Source organism: Streptococcus oralis, from assembly GCF_018448765.2.
GTDB classification, from domain to species: domain Bacteria; phylum Bacillota; class Bacilli; order Lactobacillales; family Streptococcaceae; genus Streptococcus; species Streptococcus oralis_BM.
This window is the reverse complement of record NZ_JAHCMC020000001.1, coordinates 763,636-780,341: the sequence shown is the minus strand read 5'-3', so window position 1 is coordinate 780,341 and position 16,706 is coordinate 763,636. Positions and strand designations below refer to the sequence as shown.

Here is a 16,706-nt window from a genome sequence, read left to right as displayed (position 1 = left end):
CTTAGTATTCTTTTTCATTATAGCCAAAGTCAGCCAAATCTAGCTTTTTATCACGCCAGTTTTTCTTGACCTTGACCCAAGTTTCTAGGAAAACCTTGTCCCCTAGCATGAGTTCGATATCACGACGAGCCATGGTCCCAATTTTCTTGAGCATGGCGCCACCTTTTCCGATGATAATGCCTTTTTGACTATCGCGCTCGACCATGATGGTTGCACGGATGTGAACCTTATCTGTCTCCTCGTCCCGCTTCATAGAGTCGACCACTACGGCAACTGAGTGAGGAATCTCTTCACGAGTTAGGTGCAAGACTTTCTCACGAATCATCTCTGAAACCAAGAAACGCTCAGGATGATCTGTGATTTGGTCAGCTGGGAAATATTGGAAACCTTCCTCAAGATTTTCACTGAGGATGTCAATTAGACGAGAAACGTTATTTCCCTGAAGAGCTGAGATCGGAACAATTTCCTTAAAGTCCATCTGGTTACGGAAGTCATCAATCTGAGCCAAAAGCTGATCTGGATGGACCTTGTCAATCTTATTCACCACCAGAATCACAGGAACCTTGGCAGCTTTCAGACGCTCGATAATCATATCGTCGCCCTTACCACGTGGCTCATCAGCTGGCACCATGAATAGAACAGTATCCACTTCACGTAGAGTACTGTAGGCAGATTCCACCATGAAATCTCCAAGAGCTGTTTTGGGCTTGTGAATCCCCGGTGTATCGATAAAGACGATTTGCTCCTTATCCGTGGTGTAAATCCCCATGATTTTATTGCGCGTTGTCTGCGCCTTGTCACTCATAATGGCAATCTTTTGCCCCATGACGTGATTCAAAAAGGTTGACTTCCCAACATTAGGACGTCCCAAAATAGCTACAAAGCCTGATTTAAATGTCATATTTTCCTCTTACTGTTTAAAATAGTATATCCCAAATGCGTGGGAGAAAGATAAGTGCACCTGTCACTGCTGCAAAAAGAGAGACCACCAGCACGGCTCCTGCCGCCATGTCCTTGGCTTTCTTTGCCAACATAGAAAAGTGATAGTGACTGGCTAAATCCACTACATTTTCAATAGCAGAGTTCATAATCTCAAACGCTACTACTAAGAAAATGCTCATTAGGAGAAAGAGCCATTCGATTCGTGACACCTGAAAAACAAAACCTGCAAGGACGACTACTAGTGCCGTCACTGCATGTTTTCGCATATTGCGTTCTTCCTTGAAAGCAGTCAGAATTCCTGTAAGAGCAAATTCTAAACTAGATACCAGGTCACGATTTTTCCATTTTCGTTTATTGTCTTGTGAGTCCATAGGCTGTCAAAATTTCTTCTTGTAAACCGAACATCTCCGCTTCTTCTTCCGGAGTGTAGTGATCATAGCCGTTAATGTGTAAAAAGCCGTGTACTGCCAAGAAGCCCATCTCACGCTCAAAGCTGTGACCGTATTCCTCAGCCTGCTCATGCGCTTTATCGATAGAGATAAAAAGCTCCCCAATGTAGGCATCAAACTCAGACATCATTTCTGCCAATTCTGGATTTTCCAGCAAATCCTCTTCGTCAAAGGCAATGTCCAACTCTGGCTTATACTCAAGGCTGATGACATCCGTCGGACGATCGGTATCACGGTACTCGAGGTTGAGTTCGTGGCTACGCTCGTTGGTCACAAAAGTGACTGCCATTTCCTTGTCTTCTTTTCCTATTTTTTGGGCAGCAAATTCCAAAATTTCTTGGGTTTGTTGCAAGATTTCTTGTGAAACTTGACCAGTTTCATCTACCATTTCAATATACATGTACTTCTCGATTCTCTTTACTTGGCTTTATTATACCATATTTCCATGATTTTATTCTACCTTTTTGATATAATACTATGGAATACAATCACAAGGAGAGAACGATGTCATTTGACGGATTTTTTTTACACCACATGGTTGAGGAATTGCGAAGTGAGTTAGTCAATGGTCGCATCCAGAAAATCAATCAACCTTTTGAACAAGAGTTGGTCTTGCAAATCCGTAGCAATCGCCAAAGCCATCGCCTGCTCCTCTCTGCTCATCCCGTTTTTGGACGCATTCAGCTGACCCAAACGACCTTTGAAAATCCAGCCCAACCTTCTACTTTTATCATGGTTTTGAGAAAGTATTTGCAGGGTGCTATGATTGAGTCGATTGAGCAAGTGGAAAATGACCGTATTGTGGAGATCACGGTTTCTAATAAAAACGAAATTGGGGATCATATCCAGGCTACCCTGATTATCGAGATTATGGGCAAACACAGCAATATTCTCCTCGTAGATAAAAGTAGCCATAAAATCCTCGAAGTCATCAAACACGTTGGTTTTTCACAAAACAGCTACCGCACCTTGCTACCAGGCTCAAGCTATATCGCTCCGCCAAGTACAGAATCTCTCAATCCTTTTACTGTCAAGGATGAAAAGCTCTTTGAAATCCTGCAGACCCAAGAACTAACAGCAAAAAATCTTCAAAGTCTCTTTCAAGGTCTAGGACGTGATACGGCAAATGAATTGGAAAACATTCTTGTCAGTGATAAACTGTCTACTTTTCGAAACTTCTTCAGGCAAGAAACCAAGCCATGCTTAACAGAGACTTCCTTCAGTCCAGTTCCTTTTGCGAATCGTGTAGGAGAGCCTTTTGCCAGTCTTTCGGATCTCTTAGATACCTATTATAAGGATAAGGCCGAGCGCGACCGCGTTAAACAGCAAGCCAGTGAACTCATTCGTCGTGTTGAAAATGAGCTTCAAAAAAATCGCCATAAGCTTAAAAAACAAGAAAAAGAGTTACTAGCGACAGACAATGCTGAGGAATTTCGCCAAAAAGGAGAATTGTTGACAACCTTCCTCCACCAAGTTCCGAATGACCAAGACCAGGTAGTCTTGGATAATTACTACACGAATCAGCCTATCACCATTGCTCTTGATAAGGCACTAACTCCCAGCCAGAATGCCCAACGCTACTTTAAACGCTATCAGAAACTTAAAGAAGCTGTCAAATACCTGACTGAGCTAATCGAAGAAACCAAGGCTACCATTCTCTATCTAGAAAGCGTGGAAACCGTCCTCAACCAAGCTGGACTGGAGGAAATCGCTGAAATCCGTGAAGAATTGATCCAAACAGGATTTATCCGTAGACGCCAACGTGAAAAAATTCAGAAACGCAAAAAACCAGAACAGTATCTGGCGAGTGATGGCAAAACTATCATCTATGTCGGTCGAAACAATCTTCAAAATGAGGAATTGACCTTTAAAATAGCCCGCAAGGAGGAACTTTGGTTCCATGCCAAGAACATCCCTGGAAGCCACGTCGTCATCTCAGGAAATCTCAATCCTTCTGACGAAGTCAAGACAGATGCGGCCGAACTAGCAGCCTACTTTTCCAAAGGGCGCTTGTCAAATCTAGTTCAGGTGGATATGATTGAAGTTAAAAAACTCAATAAACCAACTGGTGGCAAACCCGGTTTTGTAACCTACACAGGACAAAAGACCCTCCGAGTTACACCAGACCCAGAAAAAATCGCATCTATGAAAAAATCCTGATTTTACTTGAAATCAGGATTTTCTTTTACATTTTACTCTGCAATCAAGGTTTCCAAACCAACCTTCATCATATCAGTGAAGGTGTTTTGATTTTCTCAGCCAGTTTTTAATAACTCTAAAAGAGCGAGATAGTGGTCAATAAATGAGATAGTTTTCTCTTTCAAGTAACAAGGTTTTGTTGCTATCTTCTAAAATTCTTTTATTGTCTCAATTTCGAAAAGACTTCCCCAATCTTGCCTTCAATGACCAATGTAGCTTGGCTGTCTTGTGGAATACTGGTTTTATTGATAAGGACCAGATTTGTCCCAGAAAAATAGTTTACTAGGCTAGCTGCAGGATAAACAACCAAGGAAGTCCCACCAATAATCAGCAAGTCTGCTTGCCGAATAGCTTGTGCAGCTTGACTAAAAACATCCATGTCAAGTGATTCTTCGTACAAGGTCACGTCAGGCTTGACCACCTTGCCACAGTCTAAGCAGTGGGGAACAGGTCCCTCGAGGGCAAGAAAAGCAGTTAAGTCATAGAAATGTTGACAACCTAGGCAGTAATTCCGGTCCGCACTCCCATGCAATTTAAAGACTTTTTGGGAGCCAGCCATTTCATGAAGACTATCGATATTTTGTGTCACAACAGCCTTTAGCTTACCTGTCTTTTCCAAAGTAGCCAGATAAGTGTGAGCAGCATTAGGCTTTGCTTCTGGATAAATCAGGTATTTTTTATAGAAGTCAAAAAAATCTTCTGGATAGCGCTCAAACATGGTTCGAGAAACGAGTTGCTCTGCCGTAAAATGACGGCCTAACTGATGACTATAAACACCATCTGAACTACGAAAATCTGGGATATTAGACTCGGTTGACACTCCTGCCCCTCCAAAGAAAACAATCCGTTGGCTTTGATCTATCAAGTCTTGTAATTGTTCAATTTTATCCATCACATTTCTCCTTAAGCTGGGTTCTAAAAAAGTTGAAAACCAATAGCTCCAGCAATCTGATTTTCAACTCTTCCTTTATCATTACTGATATATTTGAGATTAAAGCATTTGAATCAATCTTAGAAATAACCTTATCTCAAAGTAATACGATGTTTACTCTGCAATCAAGGTTTCCAAACCAACCTTCATCATATCAGTGAAGGTGTTTTGGCGTTCTTCTGCAGTAGTGTCTTCATCTGGATTGACCAAGCTATCAGAAATGGTCATGATAGCAAGTGCATCAACGTGGTGTTGGGCAGCAAGATAGTAAAGAGCTGCTGCTTCCATTTCCACAGCCTTAACTCCCCATTTACCAAGCTCGATGTTCTTTTCAAAGTAGTTTGAGTAAAAGACATCTGATGACAAGACGTTCCCAACGTGGGTGGTCATACCGAGATCTTTGGCGATATGGTAGGCCTTATCTAGTAAATCAAAGCTAGCGATTTGTGGAAAATCATACTGTGGCCAGTCGTTTCGGATGATGTTTGAGTTAGTCGCAGCTGCTTGCGCCAAGACCAATTCACGAACGTGAACATCCTCATTCAAGGAACCAGCAGTTCCGACACGGATCAATTTTTTCACACCGTAGTCCACAATCAACTCACGCGCATAAATCGAAATGGACGGCATCCCCATCCCAGTTCCCATGACAGATACACGGTGACCCTTATAAGTACCAGTGTAACCAAACATGTTACGCACTTCGTTAAAACAAACAGCATCTTCAAGGAAATTTTCCGCAATAAACTTAGCACGAAGAGGATCCCCCGGAAGAAGAATTTTATCAGCAATTTCACCCTGCTTAGCAGCAATATGGATAGACATAATTTATGATACAAAGAGCGAGAAGAAAACGACTGAAAATTAGGAATCTGACGAGAAATCCTGATTTCTCAGTCAGATTATCTATTTTCCAAGTTTTCCGCTCGTGTCCAAATTAGAACACCTTGCTCTACCTTTCTTTATTGTATATTTAGGATAGCGACAGAAAACAAAGTAAAAATAGGAAACTGACGACGCATCGTAGATGCTAGACAGTTTATCTTTTTTGCACAGTTCTCCGCCCGTATTCAGTTCAGCGAATACGGTTTACCCATCCTTTCTTTTATTGTTATGAAAAGTTTTCCGCTCGTGTTCAAATCAGAACACACGCTCTACCTTTCTTTTTATATATTATATAAAGTTTAAAGAGGGGTAGTATTAAATACTTACTACACCTTTTGATTTCATAGTAAGATGATTCCAAGTTCTCTTCCAAAGCTGGAATCCTGCCTTTCTGTAGTTCCTAGTTTACCAATGAGTCTAAAAATGCATACAGTTTTACATTCATTTCAGAGTAATCGTTTCCACGTAATTCTTCTGGTGTTTGAACAAAAGATAACTTTTCACTTTGCTCTCTTAATTGCTCCTCACCATCCGCAGTAATTAAGAGTTCTACTACTTCGGGATCAAATTCCAAATGGGCCTGAAATGCATAATGCTTCGGACTAAAGCGAATAATCTGACGTGGACAACCTTGACTCGTCGCAAGAACAACAGCATCCTCTGTCAGCCCTGGCATATCACCGTGCCAGTGGCCGGTTTCTAAGGTTTCTCCGAACAAGCTGACATGAGGATCTGTTAGACCTTCCATTGTCAATGTCACAGGATAAACGCCTATCTCGCGCTCTGGACTATGTTCATACTTCGCACCATAGGCAACAGACAGGAGCTGCGCACCAAGACAGACACCAACAATATAGATATCTGCAGCAATCGCTTCTTTCATAAAAGCAAGCTCAGCCTTAGGGTCATAGTATGGGAAGTTTTCTCTATCCTCATCAGGAGATTGGGGACCACCCATGACAATCAGAAAATCAATCCCGTCAATTGTTTCAGGAAGAGGTTCTTTTTCGTAAACCTTTGTTGATGTAATGTGATGCCCTCGTGCCAGAGCCCATTTTAGATAAGCTCCCGGAACCTCAAATGTTTCATGCAGTACAAAATGTACCTTCATTGTTTCTTCTCCCATCTCTTTCGAATCACGTAAGACATTCCTGCCGCTAGTACAAGCGGTATTGTCAAACTCCAATCCTGGCCTGTAAATCCGAGGCTCAGTGCAATGGCCGTCAGAGGAGCTTGTAAGGTCGTTCCTAAAAAGACTGTTGCTCCTAGTAGCATTCCTAGAGCTGGATCCAGATGAATGCCAACTACTGTCAAAAGCAAAGTCACCAAATAACCAGATCCAATCCCCAAGGCAAATGATGGCGTCAAGGTTCCCCCATAGGCACCATTACGCAAGAGGAGATAAACTAGAAGCCCCTTTACTGCAAGAGTCAATGGAAGATAGGGAATTGGCTGGCTAGACAACAAGGCTTGGGCTAGTACCTGGCCATTTCCCATAAAGATAGGGAAAAAGACTGCCAGGCTCCCCAGCACGAGAAAGGCTAGAGGAAGAGCCCAAAGGATCGTCTCATCCTTGCGCCGTTTGCGATTAGCTTGCTTGGCTAAGGATCGAAAAACCAGTGCTAGAGGAGTAACCAATGAAGCAATCAGAATCGCCTGCAAGAAACTGCTAGACGACCAAGAGACTAGAGCCAAGTGATACATGACATCATGACCAACAATGGGCTGAGCCACCCAGGTTGCCAGATAAGTACTAGCCAAAACCAGCAAAAAGTTCTGCCAACTATAGGTAAGTCCTAAGGTCTCAAAGACAAACAAACTACTAGCAAAGGGAACCTGATAGACCGCAGCTAGACCTGCTCCTGCCCCACAGGCAACCAACACCTTCCGTTCTTTAAGGGCTAGAGAGAACCCCTTTGACAAGCAACCAGCTAGAAGAGCCCCAACCTCGCGTGGTGCTCCCTCTTTTCCGACCGATGCGCCTGCTCCGACAATCGCAACCTGCATACCTGCATGAAAGAGGTGGGCTAAGAGCGCTGGCTCCCTGTCTCCAGCTAATATAATTTGCTGACGAATAGACAAAATCTTATGGCGCCTTTGTAGGACATACCAGAAGCCAGCTGCCAAGACCCCTGTCACACACAGAACGAGGAATCTACGGAGACCCCCAGCTTCTTGAAATTGCTGGAGCAAATCCGAACTAGTTTGGCCAAAGGCCAGCCATTGCACACTTTCTAGTAAATAATGGCAGGCAATTCCGACCAGACCCGTCCCTATTCCCAATGATAGAGTGGCTAGAAGTAGCCTCAGTCCGTAGGGCAGGCTTCGGAGTCGTGCTTTCATAGGATTAGAGTTCAGCAAGAATAGCTTTAACCAAACCTTTGAAGTCGCCTTTGACACGTTCAGTCACTTCTACAACTTCTTCGTGGTTGAGTTCTTCTTGGAAACCAGCAGCATGGTTAGTGATACATGAAATTCCTAGAACTTTCAAGCCTGAGTGGGCTGCCACAATAACTTCAGGAACAGTGGACATACCAACTGCATCTGCCCCCAATGTCTTATAGGCACGAATTTCTGCTGGGGTTTCATAAGTCGGACCGGTTACACCGATATAGACACCTTCATCAAGCTTGATACCAAGTTTCTTGGCCACTTCATGGGCAGTAGCACGATATTCTGGAGTGTAGGCTTTAGACATATCTGGGAAACGTGGACCAAAATCATCCAAGTTTTCACCCATCAATGGGTTCTGCCCCGTCATATTGATATGGTCTGAGATAGCCATCAAAGTACCAGGACCGAATCCAATACCGCCAGCTGCATTGGTTACAATGACACCTTCACATCCGAGGACTTTCATTACGCGTACTGGGAAAGTCACGACTTCAAGAGGATTTCCTTCATAGAAATGAAAACGACCTTGAAGAGCCAAGACTTTTCGACCTGCGAGTTCACCATATACCAATTTACCAGCGTGACCAACTACTGTAGAGCGGCCCCAGTTTGGAATCTCAGCATAGTCTACTACAACTGGATTTTCGATCTCTTCTGCCAATTCTCCAAGACCTGATCCAAGGATTAGACCAAACTCGGGAGCTTGGATTCCCTTGCTTTTCAAGAAAGCAGCTGTTTCCTTGATCTTATCTAAAAATGTCATTCTGTATCTCCTTTATTATTTTTTAGCATTTGACCGATTTTGTCAAAGGTTTTGGCATTGCGAATGGTGATTTGGCGGTAGAAAGGCATCTTGAGTAAGTACTTATGATAGGCAGTTGCATAGTAGGATTCTTCGGAGAATTTCCCCCAGAAAATCCCAAGTCTTCCAAAATGAACGACTTCATCTTCCAGTTCCAAACTGTTCACTTTCTCGATCACTTGATCCACATCCAAGCCTTCCGTGTAGAAGAGCACATCCTTTCGAGCCAGGGCTTTGGTCCACCAATCTGGCAGATTCTTCAGCTCTTCTTCATAATCTTCCTGACTCAGCAAAGAAAAGCTCTGAATAAATGGATAATGGACTGCAAAGAAAACCTCTAACTTTTCAACCAATCGGGCTTTGGGAACTATAGAAGTAAAGAAAATGTTGCCACTGTTGATGTAGGTTTCAACCTTTTCCAGTCCCAACTCTGTCAGTTCTTGACGAAGTTGCGCCATGACAACCTTATTTTTCCCTCCGACATTAATGCCCCGAACAAGTAAAGCATAGCGCGTCATCTTATACCAATTTATCTAAGAAACTTTCCCCAATCATGGCAGTTTCAACACCAAAGTTATCGGCAACAGTCGCTGAGATATCTGCAAAATGTCCAACTGGAATGACACCATTTCCTTTAAAGGCAGGACTGTAAGCTAAAAGTGGAATATATTCGCGAGTGTGGTCTGTTCCTGCATAGGTTGGGTCATTTCCATGGTCCGCAGTTATCAAGAGAAGGTCATTCTCTCTCATGGCTGCGATAATTTCAGGCAAGCGTTCATCAAACTCATGCAAGCAATCACGGTAACCATGGGCATTGCGACGGTGGCCATAAAGGGCATCAAAGTCAACCAAGTTTGTGAAGGAGAATCCTTTTTCAAACTCAGCAAGTCCCATGGTCTTCAATAATGTATCAATTCCGTGGCTGTTTGACTTGTTGTGGCCCATGTCATGATTGATACCAGCTCCGTTAAAGATATCGTTGATTTTACCAACAGCGTAAGTATCGATACCAGCCTCATTCAATTTATCCAAAACAGTTGGGGCAAATGGAGATACGGCCAAATCACGACGGTTAGCTGTACGAGTGAAGTTACCTAGTTCACCTACATATGGACGGGCAATGATACGACCTAGAAGGGCCGGACGCTCAAGGGTAATCGAACGAGCATATTCACAAATACGGTACAATTCATCTAAAGGAATGATATCTTCGTGGGCAGCAATCTGCAAAACAGGGTCAGCTGAAGTATAGATAATCAACTCCCCAGTTTCCATCTGGCGTGGTCCAAAATCATCGATAACAGCTGTACCTGAGTAAGGTTTGTTGGCTTCACGAATGACCTTGCGTCCTGAAAATTCTTCGATTTTTGTCAGGATTTCTTCTGGGAATCCGTTCCAGAAAGTATCGAAAGGCTCGGTAATATTGAGTCCCATGATTTCCCAGTGTCCAGTCATGGTGTCCTTACCTAGAGATACTTCTTCCAATTTTGTTGCATAACCTGTTGAATTGCTTTCAGCTGGTACAGTCTTAAGCGGCGTTTCGCGAGGAATATTTCCTAGACCGATTTTGGCCATGTTTGGCACATTCAAACCAACTGTTTTTGAAATGTGTCCTAGTGTGTCAGAAGCACCGTCTGGAACCCCTGCATTGACAAAGTTATTAGCATCTGGTGCTGCACCGATTCCCACGGAATCCAGTACCACCAAGTGAATTCGATTAAATTTTGACATAATCTGTCTCCTTATTATTTTAGTTATCTTGCTTTTGTTGAAGTTAAAATCTGAACGCCATCCCGTCCAGCTACGATGACCTTATCCACCATTTGGTTGAATAAGCCATGCTCTACGACACCAACGACATGGTCTAACTCTTGTCCGAAGGCAATTGGATCTTCAATGACATCCAAGGCTAGATCAATGATAAAATTCTGCATATCTGTCACAAAACGTTGGCCGTTTTTTTCACGGAAACTTGGTTTGTAGCCAGCTCGCTCAAACCGACGAAAGACCTGTTTTGCACCATACTGAACCACTTCTACTGGCAATTTAAAAGCACCTAGTTTCTCTACCAGTTTGCTTTCATCCACCACCCAAATATATTCTTTTGAGGGCGTTGCGACAACCTTCTCCATCAGAAGGGCACCACCACCGCCTTTGATCCCGTTAAACTGACTATCTACTTCATCCGCCCCATCGACTGTCAGATCGACAAAGTCTACTTGGTCAATCGACTTGAGCGGGATGTTAAGACCTTCAGCCTGTTTACTGGTCACACTGGAAGTCGTTACAGCAGTAATCTGCAAACCTTCTTCCTTAATGCGACGACCTACTTCCTCTACGAAATAATAGGCAGTAGAGCCGGTTCCTAGTCCAACTACCATGCCATCCTTGACAAACTCAGCAGCCTTGATACCTGCCATCTTTTTCAGATTCTCCACTTAAACACCTCCATTAAAGAGCTATTTTTATTATAACATGTATCCGTTTTTATTTCATGGATACACTGGAAAAACCCGAACATTTTTATTTCGGGTTTTGGTGTCCTATTTAACCATATCCGGATCGTAATCATAGAATCCTGTATCGAGAAAACGGTTTTTGGGGTGTAACTTGCGCACTTCCTCATCTAACAAGAAAGCTTGGTCATGGCTGAAATTTCCCTCTTGAATCAAGCTGCGTGCTTGGACAAAGAGTTTGGCAATTTCTACAAAATTCTGACCAGGTGTGTAAAGCCCCTCTAGCTTCCAGTGAGTAAAACCATGCTCCACCAATTCTGTCAATTTGGTCATCAAATCAAGGTCGTTATTTGCAAAGATGTGGGTACCATGATTGTCTTCAAAGATGGAATAATGACTCTCAGGGTCACTCGGTTCTGCTAAGAAGAGGTCACGTTTACGCGTCTTTTCGTCATCGATATGCGTGAAGTTATAGTAGTTTTGTAAGAGCGGACGCTTAGAATGATGGATGACGCTAGCTCCGTAAACCAAGACTTCAGCAGGAATTTCCAAAATCTCTGGCATCTTGAAGAGTTCAGCAGATGGAATTTCACGCGCCAGGACCGCTTCAGAGGCTCCTGCCTTTTGGCCCCAGAAGTTAATCTGACGACTGCTAGTCACCATGGTTGAAGCATCGTAGATAGTCTTGAAGGAATAGCCATCACGGTTAACCACGTAAAAGACACCTGCATCCCCAACAGTAATATAGTCTGTCTTGATTTCTTCCAAGAAATCTAGGAATGGCTTGATACGGTCCATCATATCTTGGTGCATGAGGGCATTGACTGCAACAATTAATTCCTTGCCTGCATCATGAACGAGCTTGGCGATAGTGCGTAAGTCTTCATAACTAAAGGTTGTTGGCAGACGAAGGCCAAAATCTTTCTCACCAACATAGATACGATCTACGCCAGCTTCGAGTAGTTGTTCAACTTGTTCAATACTTTCAGCAGTTGCTGTAATGATAATCTTTTCCATAAGAAAAATTATACCACATTTCTCAAAAATCAGCTATGAATATTGAGAGTTTCACAAAAAGTTAAACTTATTTCTATCTTTCCCAATCAAAAAGTGAACAGTAACCAGTACCGTCCACTTTCTTTTATGCATGTGTTTCTTCAACTAGGTGGCCATCGTTCATAACATAGATACGGTCGACCTTATCAAGAAGGCGTGTATCATGTGTAATCATGACAACTCCTCTACCTTGTTCATGGGCAATGGCAGCCAACATTTCTGTTACTTGGTAAGCACGCTGGGTATCTAGACTGGCTGTCGGCTCATCTGCAAGCACGATGCTCGGATTATTATAAAGCGCTCTAGCAATCGCCGCACGTTGACGTTCGCCACCCGATAGAGCCTTGGGATAATGATCTTGTACTTTTTCCAAATCCAACAACTCAAAGAGCTCTTTTCGGTCACTTTTACTATTTTTTCCCTTATCCAGTCTGTCAATCAAATCCAGCTGTTCCTTGACCGTTAGAAAAGGAATTAGGTTTGAAGCCTGGAGAATGAAACCAAACTCTCTAAAACGGAGGTCTGTTTTCTCCTTCTCCGTCAAACTGCCTGTTTCCTTCCCCTTTACTAGAATCTTTCCACTAGATGCTTCCTGAAGTTGTCCTAGAGTTGTTAGAAAGGTTGTCTTGCCAGAGCCAGAGGGCCCAACAATAGCTACGAACTCCCCCGCATTTAGCTGAAAATTCGTCTCATGCAGGGCAACGACTTTCATCTTTCCTTCCCCGTAGGTTTTTGTAACTTGAGTCATTTCAATCAATGCTGTCATACTATTCTCCTTATCACTCTGCAATCGCAGTAATCGGGTCCACCTTTAGCAAGCGTGGAAGTGAAATGACACCACCTAGAAGGGCCATCAAGGAAATTACCAAGCTTAGGACAGAGTAAGCTATCCAACTTGGATAGAAAAAGAAGGTAGCTGGTAAGACTAAAATCACTCCTCCGATTGCCAGCAAGGCTAAAGCAATCCCCATACCAGCTAGGAGGAAGATTTGACAGAATAGAGACCATACAATGGTTTTGATTTGTATTCCCTGAGCCCGCATTATTCCATAAAGACCTAGTTTTTGGATGGTAATGATATAAACAAAAATCCCCACAATCAAGCCTGTGATAACAATCATAGCAAGAATCATCCCTGAAAATACATTAACCTGGGGTGTGTAACCAGGAATTTTCGATATCATTTTTGGAATGGAAATCTGTTTCAAACCATCGCCAGTCACTTCTATATCATTTTTCAATACCAAGGCAGAGATGGAACGATTGGCTTTCAAGGTACCTTGTAAGGTCCAATAAGTTGTCAGACTCGTAAAGACAACAGGCTCAGTGAAAAATTTATTTCCTTGAGTCAGGCCTACAATCTTGTAACTTGCCTCGCTTCCATTGAGCTGAATGGCATCGCCTAGCTTAATCCCATAGTTCTCAAAAGACTGATCCACGACAACCTCATCATCTCCTTCAGGATAACGACCCTCCGTCAAACTAGGTGAGATAAAAGCGTCCCAGTCTTGAGCAAAAATGGAAACATTGACCTTTTCACTACCATCAACTAGATTGGTCACAGCGAACATATAGCCCAATGGAGCAGCCTCTTCCGAACTCTTATCCTTGTAGTCCTTTTCAGGAATAAAGGATGCTGTCAAATTATCATTTGCGTAGTCGGATAAAACGACACCCGTTGCTTGCCAATTATCAATAGCGGCCCGGTTGTTCCGCACAAGACCAAGAGCTAGACTGGTCATAAAAAAGACCATAAAAGCGATAAGAAAAATGGTAGTTAGAATCAAACTATATCGCAGTTTGTTTCGTACTATTTCTTTGATAGCAAGATACATGCTTATCTCCTTTTACTTTCCCCAGAGGTAGCAAGAAGGCCACCCAGTCCAATAGACAGAATTTCTGTCTTATCATCCATTCAAAACAACTCCTACCAATACTCTACAAAAGTATCCAAGTAGCAACTTAACAAATCATCTTAGGAAAAAGCCTCAGCTTGCTATCAATTTATATAAGTTATCCCTTCCTTACTCAGTATATTTATAATAGAGAAGGTCAGGTCATCTGTTTTAAGTGTAACATCCATGCTATCACTTTCCCTAGTGGGTGTCAAGAAGAGCGACTTAGAAGATGATAAGAGACTTTAGTAGTTTTGTAACAATTCTGTAATAATTCTCTGCATAAAAAATGATAAAATAGTTATGTACTGTTAAGGAGAGAATCATGCCCGCAAGAAAATTAGAAGCTTATGAGTTTGAACAAACTCCCGAATCGAATCAAACTCCGCTTTATCAAGACTATACACTGGAAGCACCTGTTAGCTCCAATTTAAAAGAGATTTTATTTTTTGTAAATATTGCTTGTTTTTGTATTTTTATGGTGTTTTTTAGTTTTATCTTTTTAGCCTTAAAATTAAACACAGCTTTATCATTTGTTGCTGCTATGGGGGCAAGCTTGACACTCCTCCAACTCCAACGAAAGATTATTAAACGAAAAATTTCAAAATAAAGGTTGGTACCACTACCAACCTCTTCTCTAGTTAACAAAAAAGACAGTTTTAAAACTGTCTTTTTATTTATTCTTACGTTTGGGAGGAGATTGGATAGCAATTTTAACTTCAAAAATCGTTCCTCTAGGTTTGTTATCTTTAACGGTAATCGTTCCTCGTAAGGCATCTACGATCTGCTTGGCCAAAGATAGTCCTAGACCAAAACCACCTTTCTGACGGGTTCTCGCCTTGTCTACACGATAAAAGCGGTCAAAGATTTTCTTCTTATCGGCAGCTGAAATCCCAATTCCGTTATCCGTTACTGATAGATAGAGGTGGCGATCCGTAGCATGGACCACAAACTCAATTTTTCCATCTTCTTCAGTATACTTGATAGCATTATCAAACAAGATAGTCATGAGCTGTTTTAGGAGCAACTGATCGGTCATGAAGGAACGATAAATCCGATTTTCATATTCAAAAACACGATCATTTTCAGAAGCAATCAACTCATAGTTAGCAAAGGTTGTTTTAAAGAATTGCGGAGAAACTTCTGCTACTTCAGGTTTGATTCCATCATCTCGACGTGCAAGATTGAGAAGATTTGTCGTGAGGAAACGCATGTTGCGAACTTCTTCAAGACTAGAAGCAATGCTTTCGCTGGATTCCATAATCGTCGCTTCTGGTTTTCGAAAGAGAGTCTCTAAACGATTTTGTAAAACAGCCAAAGGCGTTCTCAGTTCGTGACTCGCATTTTCTACAAAGGACTTCTGCTTTTGCATACTTTCCAGTAAGGGTTTGACACTGACACGTGCCAAGTAAACACTGGCAATTAAAGACAGAAGCCAGAAACTAGCCATGACTACAACAATTAAATGCTCGTGGTTTTGGCTAATTTGCTCAAGCTGGCTAGTATTGATTAAAACCGCCGCATACTTGACGTTACTTGATACGGAGGAAGAATTGGTTTCCATCAAAATCATCCGATAGGTTTCTTCCTGACCGTAGCTATTGATAACTTGGATTTGGCGAATGTGATTCAACTCTTTTTTGTCCAGCTTGATCTTGTCCAAGCCTAAAAAGCGATTGCCCAGTAAGAGTTGGTTAAAATCCTTGTCAAAGAGCAAGACTTCCGTATTGGAGCTGACATTGGGTTTGATTTCAGCCTTGCTAGCATCCGCTGTTGCTGGTTGAATATCCTTGACTTCCTCAGTTGCCCGATTCAGGGCTAATTGGATAACCGCTTGGGGACTGCTACTAAGGGCTTGGAGTTTTTCATCTACAGAAGTGTAGAGACTCGAGTGCATGACCTGGAGGATAATCAAGGTCATCGCAGAGAAAATCAGGGTGAACACTCCAAAGTTTCGAATGAAATAGCTGAAATCATCTGCATACCATGTTTTTTTTAGTTTATTGAACATCTTTTAAAATATACCCGACACTACGCAAGGTTTGAAGATTTTCAGCAAAGGCTGTTCCCTTCAATTTCTTACGAACTTTTGAGACATAGACTTCTACAACGGAAATAGTTGTATCGCTATCAAATCCCCATAGACGGTCAAAAATTTGCGTCTTAGGAAGAATAACATTTTGATTTTGAAGGAAGTAAACCAATAACTCAAACTCTTTTCCGAGTAGTTCCACAGGAGTGTCTTCCACCTTCACTTCATTCGTTGAAAGGTTGACGACAATATCCCCATAGGTCAAGGTATTTTCGTTAAACTTGCCTGAACGTTTGAGAAGGGCTTGAATCCGCATTTTGAGTTCTTCTAGGTAGAAAGGTTTGGTCAGATAATCATCTGCTCCCAACTCAAAACCATGTCCCTTGTCATCCAAACTTTCCTTAGCGGTCATGATAAGGACTGGTGTTGTAATTCCTTTTTCACGCAATTCTTTCAAGACTTGGAAACCATTTTTTTCAGGCAACATCAGGTCAAGCAAAATCAAGTCATAGACGCCACTTTCAGCTTCGTAGAGACCTTCTTCTCCATCAAAAACCTGCATGACATCTGCAAAATCATCTAAAAAGTCAAATACTGAGTTTGACAGGCCTAGGTCATCTTCTACTAATAAGATTTTTATCATCAGAAACTCCTCCTTGTTATGA

The 16,706-nt window shown here is 42.2% G+C and carries 18 protein-coding genes; 2 read left to right on the top strand and 16 right to left on the bottom strand.

The window, feature by feature from the left end; translation table 11 throughout:
• Position 1: 1 nt before the first annotated feature.
• Genes era through ybeY form a run of 3 tightly spaced genes read right to left on the bottom strand, consistent with a single transcriptional unit; the run spans position 2 to position 1,791 of the window.
• Positions 2-901, bottom strand: coding sequence for a GTPase Era (era, locus tag KIH88_RS03845; protein WP_000143274.1), 900 nt, complete (start codon positions 899-901; stop codon positions 2-4).
• A gap of 16 nt (positions 902-917) precedes the next feature.
• On the bottom strand, positions 918-1,313 hold the full coding sequence (locus KIH88_RS03840; protein ID WP_213988455.1) for a diacylglycerol kinase family protein: 396 nt from the start codon (positions 1,311-1,313) through the stop codon (positions 918-920).
• A complete protein-coding gene (gene ybeY / locus KIH88_RS03835; RefSeq protein ID WP_000275169.1) occupies positions 1,294-1,791 on the bottom strand; it encodes an rRNA maturation RNase YbeY in 498 nt (165 codons plus the stop codon). The genes KIH88_RS03840 and ybeY overlap by 20 nt, the downstream gene beginning before the upstream one ends.
• Before the next feature lie 104 nt (positions 1,792-1,895).
• Between ybeY and pavA the strand changes: the two genes are divergently transcribed.
• The gene (gene pavA / locus KIH88_RS03830) at positions 1,896-3,551 is read left to right on the top strand and encodes an Rqc2 family fibronectin-binding protein PavA (RefSeq protein ID WP_213988454.1); all 1,656 of its coding nucleotides are present in this window, start codon (positions 1,896-1,898) and stop codon (positions 3,549-3,551) included.
• A 199-nt stretch (positions 3,552-3,750) separates the two neighbouring features.
• On the opposite strand, the gene KIH88_RS03825 is transcribed toward pavA, so the two are convergent.
• From KIH88_RS03825 to KIH88_RS03775, 11 genes are all read right to left on the bottom strand, one after another.
• Positions 3,751-4,482, bottom strand: coding sequence for an NAD-dependent protein deacylase (locus KIH88_RS03825; protein ID WP_009730048.1), 732 nt, complete (start codon positions 4,480-4,482; stop codon positions 3,751-3,753).
• A 153-nt stretch (positions 4,483-4,635) separates the two neighbouring features.
• Positions 4,636-5,346 (bottom strand): purine-nucleoside phosphorylase, encoded by a 711-nt coding sequence (gene deoD / locus KIH88_RS03820; RefSeq protein ID WP_025173256.1) that lies wholly within the window; start codon positions 5,344-5,346, stop codon positions 4,636-4,638.
• Between the two features lie 460 nt (positions 5,347-5,806).
• Positions 5,807-6,517 (bottom strand): type 1 glutamine amidotransferase, encoded by a 711-nt coding sequence (locus KIH88_RS03815; RefSeq protein WP_213988453.1) that lies wholly within the window; start codon positions 6,515-6,517, stop codon positions 5,807-5,809.
• The gene (locus KIH88_RS03810) at positions 6,514-7,749 is read right to left on the bottom strand and encodes a chloride channel protein (protein ID WP_213988452.1); all 1,236 of its coding nucleotides are present in this window, start codon (positions 7,747-7,749) and stop codon (positions 6,514-6,516) included. Before KIH88_RS03810 ends, KIH88_RS03815 begins: the two co-directional genes overlap by 4 nt.
• Positions 7,750-7,753: 4 nt before the next feature.
• Positions 7,754-8,563 carry a purine-nucleoside phosphorylase gene (locus tag KIH88_RS03805; protein WP_084911003.1) on the bottom strand — a complete coding sequence of 270 codons (810 nt, stop codon included), beginning with the start codon at positions 8,561-8,563 and terminating at the stop codon, positions 7,754-7,756.
• The gene (locus KIH88_RS03800; RefSeq protein ID WP_213988451.1) at positions 8,560-9,120 is read right to left on the bottom strand and encodes a DUF1697 domain-containing protein; all 561 of its coding nucleotides are present in this window, start codon (positions 9,118-9,120) and stop codon (positions 8,560-8,562) included. The genes KIH88_RS03805 and KIH88_RS03800 overlap by 4 nt, the downstream gene beginning before the upstream one ends.
• A 1-nt stretch (position 9,121) precedes the next feature.
• Positions 9,122-10,333, bottom strand: coding sequence for a phosphopentomutase (locus tag KIH88_RS03795; RefSeq protein WP_213988450.1), 1,212 nt, complete (start codon positions 10,331-10,333; stop codon positions 9,122-9,124).
• Between the two features lie 23 nt (positions 10,334-10,356).
• Positions 10,357-11,040 (bottom strand): ribose-5-phosphate isomerase RpiA, encoded by a 684-nt coding sequence (gene rpiA, locus KIH88_RS03790; protein WP_213988449.1) that lies wholly within the window; start codon positions 11,038-11,040, stop codon positions 10,357-10,359.
• 105 nt (positions 11,041-11,145) lie between these two features.
• Positions 11,146-12,075: a peptidase U32 family protein gene (locus KIH88_RS03785; RefSeq protein ID WP_213988448.1), complete on the bottom strand. Its 930-nt coding sequence runs from the start codon at positions 12,073-12,075 to the stop codon at positions 11,146-11,148.
• Between the two features lie 124 nt (positions 12,076-12,199).
• Complete coding sequence (locus tag KIH88_RS03780) at positions 12,200-12,880, bottom strand: ABC transporter ATP-binding protein (protein ID WP_213988447.1); 681 nt, start codon at positions 12,878-12,880, stop codon at positions 12,200-12,202.
• Between the two features lie 13 nt (positions 12,881-12,893).
• Positions 12,894-13,949, bottom strand: coding sequence for an ABC transporter permease (locus KIH88_RS03775; RefSeq protein ID WP_213988446.1), 1,056 nt, complete (start codon positions 13,947-13,949; stop codon positions 12,894-12,896).
• Between the two features lie 385 nt (positions 13,950-14,334).
• Between KIH88_RS03775 and KIH88_RS03770 the strand changes: the two genes are divergently transcribed.
• The gene (locus KIH88_RS03770) at positions 14,335-14,619 is read left to right on the top strand and encodes a DUF3270 domain-containing protein (protein WP_009730037.1); all 285 of its coding nucleotides are present in this window, start codon (positions 14,335-14,337) and stop codon (positions 14,617-14,619) included.
• 63 nt (positions 14,620-14,682) lie between these two features.
• Here the strand turns inward: KIH88_RS03770 and KIH88_RS03765 are convergent, their stop codons facing one another.
• Positions 14,683-16,020: a sensor histidine kinase gene (locus KIH88_RS03765; RefSeq protein ID WP_213988445.1), complete on the bottom strand. Its 1,338-nt coding sequence runs from the start codon at positions 16,018-16,020 to the stop codon at positions 14,683-14,685.
• The gene (gene ciaR, locus KIH88_RS03760; RefSeq protein ID WP_000590630.1) at positions 16,010-16,684 is read right to left on the bottom strand and encodes a two-component system response regulator CiaR; all 675 of its coding nucleotides are present in this window, start codon (positions 16,682-16,684) and stop codon (positions 16,010-16,012) included. The genes KIH88_RS03765 and ciaR overlap by 11 nt, the downstream gene beginning before the upstream one ends.
• Positions 16,685-16,706: the final 22 nt, after the last annotated feature.